Here is a 12,624-nt window from a genome sequence, read left to right as displayed (position 1 = left end):
ACCGCTGCGGAGGTGCGGGAACTGCGGGAAGAGCTGGCCTCCGCGACCGCGGGGAAACTCCAGGACCTGCTGGACCTGGACCTGGACGCGCTTCACCGCCCGGCCGGGGATTTGCTGCGTGAGGTCAGCGCGGAGGTGCGGGCCAGGTTTTTCGCCGCGGATGGCGAGGCCGACGTCAGCCAGCTGCATGCCAGCGCCGAGGGCCGAGGGACTGCTGTCCGCCTTGACACCGTGATTGTTAGCGCTGACAGTGGAGGGAGCCATCCCCGCCGACCGAAAGCCGACTTTATGAAGAACTGGGCAGGAAACCTCGACTACTCATCCCGCGAGGTGCAGCGGCCCGGGTCCGTGGCCGCACTGGCCGAGGTTGTTGCCCGCTCGCCCCGGGTGAAGGCGCTGGGGTCCCGGCACTCCTTCAACCGGGTGGGCGACACGGACGGCGTGCACGTTATGCTGGACGCCCTGCCCCGGCAGATCGAGCCAGATTCGGCGAAAGGCACAGTCCGCGTCAGCGGCGGCATCAGTTATGGCGAGCTGTGCCGCACGCTGGAAGGGCAGGGCCTGGCCATCCATAATCTTGCTTCCTTGCCCCACATATCGGTGGCAGGGGCGGTGCAGACGGGCACGCACGGGTCCGGCGTTGGCAACCAGTCCCTGGCGGGCGCCGTCCAGGCCATCGAGCTGGTCCGGCCCGGCGGTGACGTGGCCACCCTGTCCCACGCGGACGGCGACGAGTTCCTGGCCGCCGTGGTGGGACTGGGGGCATTCGGCGTCGTCACCGGCCTGGAGCTGTCCGTCCAGCCCAGCTTCCGGATGCGCCAGCGGGTATTCGAGGACCTGCCGTGGGACCGGGCGCTGGAAAACTTCGCCGCCCTGGTGTCCAGCGCCTACAGCGTAAGCCTCTTCACCAACTACGCCGGCGATGCCATCAGTCAGGTCTGGCTCAAGGCACTGGATGACGAACCGCCCCTGGCCGACCTCTTCGGCGCAACGGCGGCCACCCGGCCCCGGCACCCGCTGCCGGACATGTCCGCAGAGAACTGCACACAGCAGCTGGACGAGGCCGGTCCGTGGCTTGACCGGTTGCCGCACTTCCGCCACGAGTTCACGCCCAGCAAGGGCGAGGAACTGCAAAGCGAATTCATCCTTCCGCTGGAACACGCACCCGCCGCCATCGACGCGCTGCGGGGGCTGGCGGACAAGCTGGCACCCTTGCTTTTTGTCTCGGAAATCCGCACCGGTGCGGCCGACGATTTCTGGCTCAGCCCGTTCTACCGCCAGCAGAGCGTCGCCTTGCACTTCACTTGGAAGCCCCTGCAGCCGGAGGTGGAAGCCCTCCTTCCCGAACTTGAGAACCGGCTCCGTCCGTTCGGGGCCCGGCCGCACTGGGGCAAGCTGTTCTCACCCGACGGCCACGACTGGGAGCAGCTGTACCCCCGATTTGCCGGATTCCGCTCGCTGGCAGCAGCACATGACCCGGACGGCAAGTTCCGGAACGGGCTGCTGGACAGCGTGCTCGGTGTGCCGGCGGCCAGTTCGCGCTGACACGCCCCGGCCAGGGACGGCGGTGGAGCAGCGGCTAGGCTGGAAGAATGAAACGCCGCCTTGCCGCCCTGTCCGCCGTCCCCCTGATGCTGCTGCTTGCCGGCTGCGGTGCCGTGGAGGAGGCCGCCACCAATGCCGCCAGTGACGCCGCGTCGAAGGTTGCCACGGCGGCCGCGGACGAAGTGAACCGACAGATCTGTGCGGTGGTCCAGGACGGCCTGGTGAGCGTGGAGGACAAGCAGGTCTTGGCCGGACTGGTCTCCGCAGCCCGTGCGGCAGGTGTTTCCGCGGAAATTACGACGCCGCTGGGCGACATTGCGCAGGCCGGCGACCAGGTGCCGGAAGAGTCAGTCCAGGCACTGAAGGACGCTTGCCCCGCTTAGGCGAATTGCCCGCTGAATCCCCCTTCAGTCGCCCGCACGGCGGTGCTACCGTGAAATGACGAACTAGTAAGCCTGTGATACTAATCACGCGCGAAGGAGATCGTCATGGCCGAACGAGGCAACGCCAAACACGGTTCCAATCTGGATGACCAGATGCAACACGAGACCCAAGGGGCCGTCCGGGGGAACCAGCCGGCCCACGCGGAAGAATTCCGCGAAACCGAGCCGTTTCCGGACAGCACGGATCCTTCCGAGGTCCAGGAGGCACTGAACCCCGTCGCCGCACCGGACCCCCTCGATGATGAGGAGGGAGAACAGTGACGGGCAGCCTCAAGCGTTACGCTGACCTGTACCGGCTGCCCGGGCCATGGTGCACCGCCTACGTCAACGCGGGAACTGGAACGGTGGACACCCTGGAAGCCGGGGACGTCCTGCCCGGCAATCTGCGGACCCGGCTGCAGTCCGAAGGAGCCGCGGCGCAGGATCTGGACGCCATTGAACAGGCCGTGACGCCTGCGGCCGGCGTTCCGGCCCCGGTGGCACGCTTTGTCCTGGTCAACCAGGGCAAGGCGGCGGTTAACGAGGTCCTCCCCGGCGAGCTGGTCCTGCCGGAACGGATCTCCGTGGACCCGGTTCCCGATCTGCTACCGCTGGTAAAACACCGGCCCGAAGAGTTCCCTTACGTGGTTGCGGAAGTAAGCCGCGAACACGGGGAGATCAGGTTGTACCACGCCGGTTCTGGCGCTCCTGCCAGCACCCAGGAAGTGCAGGGTGAGACAGAGCATGTGAGCAAGTTCCAGGGCGGGGGCTGGGCCCACCTCCGGTTCCAGCACCACACGGAGGACGTCTGGCGCCGCAACGCGGACGAGGTCGCCGGCGAGATCGACAGGATCGTCGGTGACAGCGGGGCCAGGCTGGTGGTCCTGGCAGGCGACATCCGCGCCCGCGGACTTGTACAGGACCAGCTCTCGAAATCCACGCAGGCCTTGGTTTCGATGGTCGACTCCCACACGCACACGGCAGGGGCCGATGAACAGCAACTCACCGATCAGGTGAACCAGCGCGTCGCGGAACTCTGGGCTGCCGAGCAGCAGGAGGTCATGGACCGGCTGGCCACGCAGGAAGGCCAGGCGAATCCGGAGTCGGCCACCGGCATCGGGGCTGTGGTCCACGCCCTGCAGCAGGCCCAGGTGGATGTCCTGATCCTGGATGACGCCGCATTGTCGGAGCGGACCCTGCTGGCGCTTGATGCCGAACCCTGGGTGGCCACTGCCGAAGAGGAGTCCCTGGCCGCTGGAGTGCTGGGGAAGGTTCCCGCACCTGCGGCACTGCTGAGGGCAGCCGCATTGACGGATGCACGGGTCCTGCTGGTCCCCGGCTCCGTCCTGCCGGACGGCGTGGACGTTGCCGCACTGCTTCGCTGGTCCACTGGGCCGGCCGTACCCACCGGCGTACCCACCGGGTAGCCGGGCTGAACCAGCATAGCGGGCAGCCTTAGGAAGAGGACGACAACCGGTGCTAGGCCTTCCCTTCCGGACCGGCGGCATGTCCATGCTGCTGGTCCGGATTTTGCTGCTGGTGCGGCTCCATTGGCTGGCCCGCTTCCGACGGCAGCGGCTGGTCAGGACCCCGCCGGCCCCCCGGCCTGGACGTGTGCGGCCTGCGCGTCCGGTGGTCGGGTGCCACGAAGGGGACTACTTCCGGGTGCCGGCTTGCAGGCAGGGCAGTGACGAATTTGGTCAACTCGTCCTGTAGCACTTTCCAGCCAATGCTGGGGTCATCCGGGTAGGCATTGATCTCGGCGTGCCGGGCAGCTTCCAAGGCCGCGAAGCCGGCTTCGGTAAGTTCAACTTTAAGCTGCCTGCGGTCCGTTGCCTGCCGGGTCCTGGTGATGTGGCCCGTTGCTTCCAGCCGGGCGAGGATCCGGCCAAGAGTCTGGCTTTGCACCCGGATAGCCTCGGCCAGCTGCTCCTGGTTCAGGGGACCCGCGGCCAGCCCTTCCAGCGCAATGACAGCCGCCCGGGTTAAGCCCAGATGAGCCAGCGCATCATCCTGCCGCCGCTGGACCAGGCGCGCCGCCAACGTGATGAGGCGGTAGCTGTTCCGGGCGTCGGGATCAAGGTTGCTCGTCATCGGCCGTGGCCTTCCTGTAGGTGGCAATGGGCGGGTGAGCCTGCTTCTCTACGCTCCTACAATAAGCATGCTTAGCATCATATTCGCAAGTAGGCTTACTATCCTCCCATGTGCCGGCCCCCGAAAAATCAGAAGTGGCAACCAATGCCCCTTGCGCATCAAAAGCAAAGTGTGCTTAGTATCTAGTTAGTAACCATGCTTACTAATCGCCAGCACTGCTGGTTCTTGATCGCCAGCTGACCCTTGAGAAAGAGAGCCCGATGACAGAGAACCAATGGCCCCAGACCCCGAACACCACGCCGGCCGATCCATACGCCACACAGGCCACAGGAGCTGACGCCAGCTTCACCGCTACTGCCGCGAACACCTCCGGAACCTCCAAGACCCAAGCGGCCAAGGAGGAGGCTTCACACGTTGCAGGCGACGCAGCAGCGGCAGCCCAGGGCGTGGCCCAGACGGCCAAGAGTGAGGCTGCCAATGTGGCTGCCGAGGCGAAGAACAGCGCGCAGGACCTGCTGCACCAGGCCAAGACGGGCCTGAGCAGCCAGGCCGGCACGCAGCAGCAGAAGGCGGCCGAGGGGATCCGCACCATCTCCGGCCAGCTGCAGAGCATGGCTGACGCCCCGGACCAGCAGGGCATGGCCAGCGACCTTATCCGGCAGGCTGCTGAGCGCACCTCCTCCATGGCCACCTGGCTCGAGAACAAGGAGCCGGGGGACCTTCTGACCGAAGTCCAGCGCTTTGCCCGGAACCGCCCCGGAACCTTCCTGCTGCTGGCAGCCGGTGCCGGCGTCCTGGCCGGCCGCCTCACCCGTGGCCTGACCGCAGGCGCCCCGGAAACCTCGTCGACAACACGACCCAGCGCCGGCCTTTCCGGGCAGTACTCCGGCACCCCGCCCGTAGCTCGGCTCCGCCAGGAGACGGTCTACGCCGCGGGCACCGACGATCTCTTCACGGAACCGACCGTGGGCAGCGGGGCGCCGGTATCCACCTCCACCCTGCCGGCGGGTACCAGAGAGGACACTCCGCTCCGCTTCGAGGATGACCCTTACCGGGACGAGGACGGCAGCTACCGTGCTGCCGACGGCACCTACCGGTCAACGGAAGGACGGCAGCTGTGAGTAGCCAGATTCCTGAGCCGCCGCCGACGGAGGCGCATCAAAAAGCCGATAACGCCTCCCTTGGCGAGCTCCTGGGTGATGTGACCCGGGACCTGTCCACCCTGATGCGCCAGGAAGTGGAACTGGCCAAGGCCGAACTCAAACAGTCCGCCACCCGCGCCGGGAAAGGCTCCGGCATGCTCGCCGGCGCCGGCGTGGCGGGACACTTCGTCCTGGTCTTCCTGTCCCTGGCCCTGATGTTCGCCCTCGGCGCCCTGATGCCCCTGGGCTGGGCCGCCGTGATTGTTGCCGTCCTCTGGGCCATCATCGCCGCGATCCTGGCCAGCATTGGCCGGAAGGAACTCAAGCAGATCAAGGGTCTGCCGCAGACCGGCGAAACACTCTCCGAAATTCCCCCAACCCTAAAACCAGGTGAGGTCAACCGATGAGCGAGAACCCGGACGCAATCCGCCAGAACATAGAAGAAACCCGCGCACGGCTGGGCACCAACGTGGACGCCGTCGCGGACAAGGTCACCCCGTCCAACATCGTCAACCGCCAAACCGACAAGGTCAAAGACGCCGTGACCGGGGTTAAGGAGAGAATCATGGGAGCAGCAGACCACGCCACCACCCGCGTGCAGGACACCATGCACTCCGGGACCGGCCACACCAGCGACGCCCTGCACAGCACCGGGGAATCCCTCCACGGCGCCAAGGACAACGTCTCCGCCAAGTTCTCCGATGCCGGCACCGCAATCTCCCAGGCACCGGACCAGGTCAAAGCCAAGGCGCAGGGCAACCCCCTGGCCGCGGGTCTGATCGCCTTCGGCGCCGGGATGCTCGTGTCATCCCTGATCCCGCCGAGCCAGAAAGAACGCCAAGCCGCGGACCAGCTCAAAACCGCAGCCCAGCCCCTGGCCGGCAAGGTCACCGACGCCGCCAAAGACATGGTCCAGGACCTCAAGGAACCGGCCCAGGAAGCGATGGAAAACGTCAAGGCCACCGCAACCGACGCAGCCCAGGCAGTCAAAACCGAAGGCCAGCACGCCGCCACCGACGTCAAGGACCGCGCCACCGACGCCAAAACCAACGTCCAAAACACCTAGGACAAACCGCCGAGGGCCGCTCTTCCGTCCGGAAGGGCGGCCCTCGCTTTACCGCCCTAAGCCAAGGAGCAACAACGTCATGAAAAAGCTGCTTTTCGCCCTGCTTCCCACCATCGTTAGCCGCGTCATGCGGGCCCGGAAGGCGCGGCAGGCCCGCGCTGGCCGGGTTCCCCCGCGGAACCGGTACTAAGGTTTAGCCCCGGTCCGGCGCTAGCGCTTGCCCTTTTTGCGTGATCCCTTGCCGCGGCCCTTGTCCGGGTTGGGGGCATAGCGCTGGGCCACCTTGGGTGCCGGCTTCCGGGCTCCCCCGCCCCGGCGGTCAGGTTTGGGATCCTTCTTTACCTTGGCCGGCTGGGCGGACGGCTGGCGGGAGCTTTGGGCGGTGCGCCCACGGACAATCCCGATGAACTCCTCCAGGACCTCGTCCGTGGCGTCCGCTGGCCAGACGAGGGCGATCCCGGTTCCCGGGGCGCCGTTGAGCCGGCGGGCCACCGTGTCCTTAACGTTGAAATGGCGGGCGACGGACATGGGCAGGACCACCAGCCCGGCCCCCGCGGCAACCATCTGGAGCGCGGCTTCCGGCCCGCCGAGGCCAGCAACATCCAAAAAGGACTCCTGCTCCACGTCTTCGAGCGCCACCTCCTCGAACACGGAGATCTCGTGTCCCTTGGGAGCCACCACCACCGGCTGCTCCTCGTAGAGCGGAATGACGCTCAGGCCGTCACGCTCAATGGGGAGCCGGACAAAGGCCATATCCGCCAGGCCTCCGCGGACAGCGTCAACGTGTGCGCCGCCGTCGTGCATGAACGCCTGCAACGGAATGTCCGGCATCCGCTCTTCCCAGCGGCGGATCCATTTCCCGGGCGTCACCCCCGGCACGTAGGCAATGCGGAGGGTCCGCGGCGCCGCCTGCTCCCCCGCGTCGGAGTCCTCGGAAGCGTCGGGCGGGGTGGTGTTGTCAGTGGGCACGTCTTCACAGTACCGCCCGCCCGGATACCCTTGAAGCATGACCTCTGCAAACTCCCAGTCCATGAAGCCGGCCACCGTTGCCAAGAAACTTGGCATCTACCTGCCCGCAACACCGCAGGAGTTCCAGGAATCAACCATCACCCGGGAGGAGTTCGCCGAACTCCAGGCCAACCCGCCGGAGTGGCTCGCAGAGTTGCGCCGCAATGGCCCGCACCCCCGCCCGGTGGTGGCGCAGAAGCTGAACATCTCCATCAGCGGCCTCGCCCGCGGCGGCGTTGAGGAAGCGCTCACGACGGCGGAAATCACCGCGCTGCTCCAGGCTCCCCCGCAGTGGCTGGTCACCGAGCGCGCCACGCATGCCGCAGTCCGCGCCGAAGCCCAGCGGGTGAAGGAAGAGGCCGCGAAGAAGGCTGCAAAGAAAGCGCGCGCGCAGGCTAACTAGGTTCTCCCGCATCAGAGGCTTGTCCGCTGGTCTGCCCCTTGTGGGCTCGGATCCGCGGACAAGCCTCTGTTCTTTAAGGAATGTCAGTCCTGGTGCAGCTGGACGAAGTTGCCGCAGCCGTCGTCGAACACGGCGCTGATGCCTGAGGGATCCTCGGCAGGTTCGCCCCGGAACACCACGCCCTCATTGACCAGGCGGTCGTACTCCGCCCGAACGTCGGGGACGCCAAAGACGATGGCCGGGAGGCCGGCGTCGTGCAGCGCGCTCATATAGTTGGCTGCGATCGGATTGTCGCTGGGTTCGAGGAGCAGGCCCACCGAACTAGCGTCCGCGCCGGGGTCCTTGATGATGAACAGGTTGTACTCCGGCATGGCCATCAGGGTCTCGAAGCCCAGGGTTCCGGTGTAAAAAGTGTGGGCGGCGGCGGGGTCCTTGACGTGGATGCTGCACATTTTGAGTCTCATGTTCCTCACCGTACGTGCCGGTACCGCTTCAGGGAACCTCAGGGACCAGCCATTGACCCCGCACGCCGGACACTGTGCAATTAAATGACCAGCCCGGGATTCCACGGCCCGGGCGCAGTTAAGGGTCGGGTGTCAGCCATGGGGGAATCCTTGTTTGAGGGTCTGGTCCAAGGGGTGTGGGCGCTGCTGCTTGCGGGGCCTGTCCTGGTCTGCAGTATTGCCGCCACCGTCTTTGTGGTCCGGCGCCGTGCCATTGCCGGCGGGGACGGGCAGCCGGAACGGTCGGACCAGCTCTTCTGGGACCTGTTCCTTGGCGCGTGCGTCGCTGTCCCTGCGCTTTTAATCCCCACGCTGGTCTCCCCCTGGACCGGCCTGTTCCTGGGCGGGGCCGGGGTGGCCGCAGCGGTTGCCGCCTACCGGGGAACCCCGCGGTACCTCAGCCGGCGGCAGGCACGGCAGAACAGCCGCGAACAGGAGTCCGCCTACCTGGCAGCCGCGGCGCGGCACGACGAAGTTGTTGCCAGATGGCGGCGTTATGAGCTGGACGCGGCGTGCAGCATCGACTATCCCGCCCTCACGGACGTGCGCCTGCCGGAAACCTCGGCGTTCATCAAGGCGATGCGGACCGCGGACCAGCTGCGCGTGCATGCGCACCAGGACTATCCCGACGCCGTCACCCGCCTTGCTGCCTCACTCGCCGCTGCCGAGCAGGCGGCCGGCATTCGCGCCGGGCAGGCGTAGGACCGGACGTTAAGTGGTGTGTCGGGGCGGTGGAAGGTTCCGCCGCACCGGCGATAGCATCCGGAGATGAAGCCAGAGGAATTGCCGGAGCGCGACCAGTTCGGCCGGCTGCTCGAGGACCGCGGGGTGTGGCGCCAGGCCACCACCCTGGAAGCCGCCGGTGAGCTCACCGCCCGCTGGCTCGAGGGCGGCAGCTCCTACCAGCCCGGACACTTTGCGGCCGGCTTTGATGAGGAGACCGGACCCATTGCCGCAGCCCTGGCAGAACTGAACCGCAACGGGCTGTTCACCAAGGAGTCCCAGCCAGGCGTTCAAACCGAGTCTGCTGCACAGCGGGAGTACGTGACAGGCTTCTGCAGCGCTGCCGTTGCCGGAGACCTGCTGGCGCTGTCCACCCGGACTGACCTGGTCACGGTGGCCCACGCTCCGGGAGAGGCCAGCAGCGCGTCCATCCCGGTCACCCTGGCCGGAACGGAAATCACCACCGTGTTGGGCTCCAGCGAGAACCCGGTGGACGAGGGCCAGATCCGCGATTGGGCCGACGAGACCAATGACGCCCTGGCGCTACTGCTTGCCGACTCCTGGTACGTGGAGATCCTCGACCCTGTGTGGGGACGCAACGGCGTACTGCTTCCCGCGGTGCTCGGCGCCCTGGCCGGGCGGGACTAACGGGGGAAAGAAAAAGGCGGGCTGCCGCCCCGCCTTTACCCTTTCAGGAAACTTACAGTTCCACTGTGTCGCTTTCGCCGACGCTCATGCGGCTGTTGGTGACCTTGGACTTCACCCACTGCAGCGCTGTGGCGGCAGTGCCGCCCGGGCTGGTCCAGTACTCCGCGGAGTCTGAATCGACGTGCAGCAGGCATACCTCGGGGGTGTCCGGCCCGTCCGGGAACCAGGCTTCGACCGCCTGGTTCCACAGCTCGTGGATCTTGGCCCGGTCGGTCACAACCTGGGCGGTCCCGGCCACAGAAACCCACTCGGTGTTCTTGCCGAAGGCGACGTTGACGCGCGCGTCGGCCCGGACGTGGGCGACCTGCGAGGTGCCGAGGCCGGTGAAGAACCACATGTCGCCGTCGTCCTTAACCTCCTGGACGGCCAGCGGCCGGCTCACAAGGGCGCCCTTTTCATTGATGGTGGTCAACATCCCGATCTTGGAACCGTTGATGATGTCCGTAACCTTGCTGATGCCCTGGGCGTCAGTCATGTCTCACCTCGCTTGTCTGCATAGGGGACGCTCCCCACCGGCAAGCCTATTAGTAAGCATGCTTATTGGCTACCCGACGGCGACGGCCACCCTTGCCACTTCGGCGATCCGGGCAGCAGTCTGGCGGCCGATCCGGATGGCGCCGTCCACGTGCTGGTAGCCTTCGGCGGCGAGGTCGGAGGAGGCCCAGTAGATGGGGCCGACGGGGGTCAGCTGGTCCTTGCCGTAGCGGTGCAGGCCGCCCAGGTCGTAGCTGGCGGCGTAGGCACCGCGGGTCCATTCCTCGGATCCCCAGTCGGACTCGTAGTAGACCTCGGGCGTGAGTGCCTCGTCGCCGAGGAAACCGGCGATGGAGGCCAGGATTGCCTTCTTGCGGTCCTCGGCAGCAAGTTCGAAGACGGCGTCGGCCTTTTCGTCCGAGACGAAGCCCACCAGGGTGCCGCGGGTGTCGCCGTGGTTGGTGTTGTCGTAGACCTCCTGCACCAGGGCATTGGCGCCGAAGCCGGTACCTGACAGGCCCTTGTCCCGCCAGAAGGGACGGTCGTAGACGGCGTGGACCTTGATGACCAGGCCCAGGGACTGGTGCTGGTGCATCTGGTGCTGCCGGCGAGGCAGCGGCGGGTTGAAGGAGACGCGCGAGTACAGGTTGGGCGGGACGGCCATGATCACGAAGCGGGCGTTGACTGTGGCGCGGTCGGATTCGACGGTGACGCGGTGGCCGCCGTCGGCGCCCGGCTCCCAGTTGATGGTGCGCACCGGGGTGTTGAGGACGACGTCGTCGCCCAGCTCCTGCGCGAGCAGCAGCGAGACCTGCTGCATGCCGCCCACTACGCGGCGGTCGAGGATGAAGTCCTCGTCCGTCAGGTGGGTGAATGAGCCGGCCGAGGCGGCCATCAGCACGGCCTGCAACGTGGAGAAGGCGTGAGCGGGCTTGGTGAGCATGCCGCCGGCGATGAAGAGGCCGATGTTCTTGCAGGCTTCCTCATTGGCGGAGTTCTGCCGCAGCCAGTGGTGGAAGGAGATGGTGTCCAGTTCCCGCGCTTTGGGGTGGGCCCAGGGCTCGGTGGCGCCGATTTCCGCGGCGAGCCCGTCCAGCAATGCGACCAGGCGCTCCATTTCGGCTTTGGTGTTGGGATCCACCGGGAAGGTGTCGCCCGTGTAGCGGACGGGAATGCCGTCGGAGCCGATGTAGACGGATTCGCCCTGGCGGTAGCGGGGGTATGTCCGCAGGCCGAGCTCGCCGAGGAGGTCCAGGAGCACGGTCTGGTCCGGGGAGACCCACTGGCCGCCGATTTCGAGCATGGCGCCGTCCACGGTATCGGTACAGGTGCGGCCGCCCACGCGGTCGCGGGCCTCGAGCACGGCGACAGATAGCCCCGCCTTTTTTAGCTCCCGGGCTGCGGTGAGCCCGGAGGGACCGGCTCCAACGACGACGACGTCGCGGTTCAGGTTCAGCATGATGTCCTCTCTGCCTCCCGCGAAGTGACCGGGAGCACTAAATGAATGTCGTTCATTTATTAGAACTATAGCTGCTTGTGGCCGGGACGGGAAGTGCCCGGGTGGAATAATGCTGGGGACCACCAAAGAAAGGGCAGGAATGCCGGCAGTATCAGCCGAAGAAGGACACACCACGGGAACCGGGGCGGGGACGGGGCGCCGGCGGGCCGGCCGGCCATCGGCGGCGGTGCTGGACAAGGCAGGCATCACGACGGCGGCCCTGGACCTGGTCAGCCGGAAGGGCTATGACGGGCTCACCATGGCAGCGCTGGCGAAGCAGCTGGAGGTGGCGCCGTCGGCCCTGTACAACCACGTGGCGTCCAAGCGCGACGTGCTGCTGCTGGTGGAAGACCACCTGACGTCACTGGTGGACGTCTCGGCGTTCGGCTCGAAGTCCTGGGAGGATGCCGTGCGCACCTGGGCGTGGAGCTACCGGGATGTCTTTGCCGAGCACACGCCCCTGATTCCCGTCATCGCCGTGCTGCCGGTGACGGACGCCCCGCAGACCCTGGCGATGTACGAGACGGTGAGCAAGGGGTTCCTGGACGCAGGCTTTCCGGAGGAGCGGATTGTGTCCGCGATCGTAGCCCTGGAGTCCTTTATCTTCGGGTCCGCCTATGACGTGACCGCCCCCGGGGACATTTTCGAGCCAGGGTCCATGGCGGAGGCGAACCCGCATTTCACCGCCGCCGTCCGCAGTTCCGCCGGCCCCGCACGCCCCGCCGACACTGCGTTCGGCCTGGGGCTGGAGGCGCTCATCTCTGGGCTGGGGGCGCTGCGGGGGCAGGCGGGCTGACCTTAGCGCCCGGGGGTCCCGCTGCCATCCGTGATGTTGCAGCTGACGTCCCCGAGGATACCCGCATCCAGATCGGCGTCTTCATCCAACAGGCCATCGATCACCGCTCCAATCTCCGTCAGGGCATGGAGGCACGTGGCGTCCCAAGTGGGCGGCAACCTGGCCGACGTCCTGGACCAGGTCAACGAAACCATCCGCGAGCGCGCGGAGATCAAGGGCCACATCAAGGCGCTCGCGGCGGA

Annotated in this window: 16 protein-coding genes and 1 pseudogene; 12 read left to right on the top strand and 5 right to left on the bottom strand. The window is 66.7% G+C overall.

Annotation, left to right across the window (positions count from 1 at the left end):
• Window positions 1-288 precede the first annotated feature (288 nt).
• The 4 genes from AC5RTT_RS00085 to AC5RTT_RS00070 all read left to right on the top strand — a co-directional run bounded on the left by AC5RTT_RS00085 (window position 289) and on the right by AC5RTT_RS00070 (window position 3,394).
• A complete protein-coding gene (locus tag AC5RTT_RS00085) occupies window positions 289-1,545 on the top strand; it encodes a D-arabinono-1,4-lactone oxidase (protein WP_494143609.1) in 1,257 nt (418 codons plus the stop codon).
• Between the two features lie 47 nt (window positions 1,546-1,592).
• A complete protein-coding gene (locus AC5RTT_RS00080) occupies window positions 1,593-1,928 on the top strand; it encodes a hypothetical protein (protein WP_494143467.1) in 336 nt (111 codons plus the stop codon).
• Between the two features lie 105 nt (window positions 1,929-2,033).
• The gene (locus tag AC5RTT_RS00075) at window positions 2,034-2,249 is read left to right on the top strand and encodes a hypothetical protein (RefSeq protein ID WP_494143466.1); all 216 of its coding nucleotides are present in this window, start codon (window positions 2,034-2,036) and stop codon (window positions 2,247-2,249) included.
• Window positions 2,246-3,394 (top strand): baeRF2 domain-containing protein, encoded by a 1,149-nt coding sequence (locus tag AC5RTT_RS00070; RefSeq protein ID WP_494143465.1) that lies wholly within the window; start codon window positions 2,246-2,248, stop codon window positions 3,392-3,394. Before AC5RTT_RS00075 ends, AC5RTT_RS00070 begins: the two co-directional genes overlap by 4 nt.
• Before the next feature lie 52 nt (window positions 3,395-3,446).
• Here the strand turns inward: AC5RTT_RS00070 and AC5RTT_RS00065 are convergent, their stop codons facing one another.
• On the bottom strand, window positions 3,447-4,061 hold the full coding sequence (locus AC5RTT_RS00065) for a MarR family winged helix-turn-helix transcriptional regulator (protein WP_494143464.1): 615 nt from the start codon (window positions 4,059-4,061) through the stop codon (window positions 3,447-3,449).
• 260 nt (window positions 4,062-4,321) lie between these two features.
• Here AC5RTT_RS00065 and AC5RTT_RS00060 point away from each other — a divergent pair, with 260 nt between their 5' ends.
• The 3 genes from AC5RTT_RS00060 to AC5RTT_RS00050 are packed head-to-tail and all read left to right on the top strand — an operon-like array spanning window position 4,322 to window position 6,269.
• Entirely contained in the window at window positions 4,322-5,182 is an 861-nt protein-coding gene (locus AC5RTT_RS00060) for a hypothetical protein (protein ID WP_494143463.1), read from the top strand.
• Entirely contained in the window at window positions 5,179-5,610 is a 432-nt protein-coding gene (locus tag AC5RTT_RS00055) for a phage holin family protein (RefSeq protein ID WP_494143462.1), read from the top strand. The genes AC5RTT_RS00060 and AC5RTT_RS00055 overlap by 4 nt, the downstream gene beginning before the upstream one ends.
• Window positions 5,607-6,269, top strand: a complete 663-nt coding sequence (locus AC5RTT_RS00050; RefSeq protein WP_494143461.1) for a DUF3618 domain-containing protein — start codon at window positions 5,607-5,609, stop codon at window positions 6,267-6,269. Before AC5RTT_RS00055 ends, AC5RTT_RS00050 begins: the two co-directional genes overlap by 4 nt.
• Before the next feature lie 210 nt (window positions 6,270-6,479).
• On the opposite strand, the gene AC5RTT_RS00045 is transcribed toward AC5RTT_RS00050, so the two are convergent.
• Entirely contained in the window at window positions 6,480-7,313 is an 834-nt protein-coding gene (locus AC5RTT_RS00045) for a LysR family transcriptional regulator substrate-binding protein (RefSeq protein WP_494143460.1), read from the bottom strand.
• Between AC5RTT_RS00045 and AC5RTT_RS00040 the strand changes: the two genes are divergently transcribed.
• The gene (locus tag AC5RTT_RS00040) at window positions 7,276-7,680 is read left to right on the top strand and encodes a DUF5997 family protein (protein ID WP_133350243.1); all 405 of its coding nucleotides are present in this window, start codon (window positions 7,276-7,278) and stop codon (window positions 7,678-7,680) included. The genes AC5RTT_RS00045 and AC5RTT_RS00040 overlap by 38 nt on opposite strands.
• Window positions 7,681-7,763: 83 nt before the next feature.
• Here the strand turns inward: AC5RTT_RS00040 and AC5RTT_RS00035 are convergent, their stop codons facing one another.
• Entirely contained in the window at window positions 7,764-8,144 is a 381-nt protein-coding gene (locus AC5RTT_RS00035; RefSeq protein WP_494143459.1) for a VOC family protein, read from the bottom strand.
• A gap of 138 nt (window positions 8,145-8,282) precedes the next feature.
• Here AC5RTT_RS00035 and AC5RTT_RS00030 point away from each other — a divergent pair, with 138 nt between their 5' ends.
• Together AC5RTT_RS00030 and AC5RTT_RS00025 are read left to right on the top strand one after the other, a co-directional pair.
• Complete coding sequence (locus AC5RTT_RS00030) at window positions 8,283-8,885, top strand: hypothetical protein (protein ID WP_494143458.1); 603 nt, start codon at window positions 8,283-8,285, stop codon at window positions 8,883-8,885.
• 66 nt (window positions 8,886-8,951) lie between these two features.
• On the top strand, window positions 8,952-9,554 hold the full coding sequence (locus AC5RTT_RS00025) for a DUF6919 domain-containing protein (RefSeq protein WP_494143457.1): 603 nt from the start codon (window positions 8,952-8,954) through the stop codon (window positions 9,552-9,554).
• A 52-nt stretch (window positions 9,555-9,606) separates the two neighbouring features.
• Here AC5RTT_RS00025 and AC5RTT_RS00020 read toward each other — a convergent pair whose 3' ends face one another.
• Together AC5RTT_RS00020 and AC5RTT_RS00015 are read right to left on the bottom strand one after the other, a co-directional pair.
• Window positions 9,607-10,089, bottom strand: a complete 483-nt coding sequence (locus tag AC5RTT_RS00020) for a pyridoxamine 5'-phosphate oxidase family protein (protein WP_494143456.1) — start codon at window positions 10,087-10,089, stop codon at window positions 9,607-9,609.
• Window positions 10,090-10,158: 69 nt separating this feature from the next.
• Window positions 10,159-11,547 carry a flavin monoamine oxidase family protein gene (locus AC5RTT_RS00015; RefSeq protein WP_494143455.1) on the bottom strand — a complete coding sequence of 463 codons (1,389 nt, stop codon included), beginning with the start codon at window positions 11,545-11,547 and terminating at the stop codon, window positions 10,159-10,161.
• 139 nt (window positions 11,548-11,686) lie between these two features.
• Here AC5RTT_RS00015 and AC5RTT_RS00010 point away from each other — a divergent pair, with 139 nt between their 5' ends.
• Together AC5RTT_RS00010 and AC5RTT_RS00005 are read left to right on the top strand one after the other, a co-directional pair.
• A complete protein-coding gene (locus AC5RTT_RS00010) occupies window positions 11,687-12,382 on the top strand; it encodes a TetR/AcrR family transcriptional regulator (RefSeq protein WP_494143454.1) in 696 nt (231 codons plus the stop codon).
• A gap of 144 nt (window positions 12,383-12,526) precedes the next feature.
• Window positions 12,527-12,624: pseudogene (locus AC5RTT_RS00005) on the top strand (type II secretion system F family protein); the annotation flags it as partial.

It is taken from the genome of Arthrobacter sp. Y3221157 (genome assembly GCF_059089865.1).
This window is presented reverse-complemented; position numbering and strand designations above follow the sequence as displayed.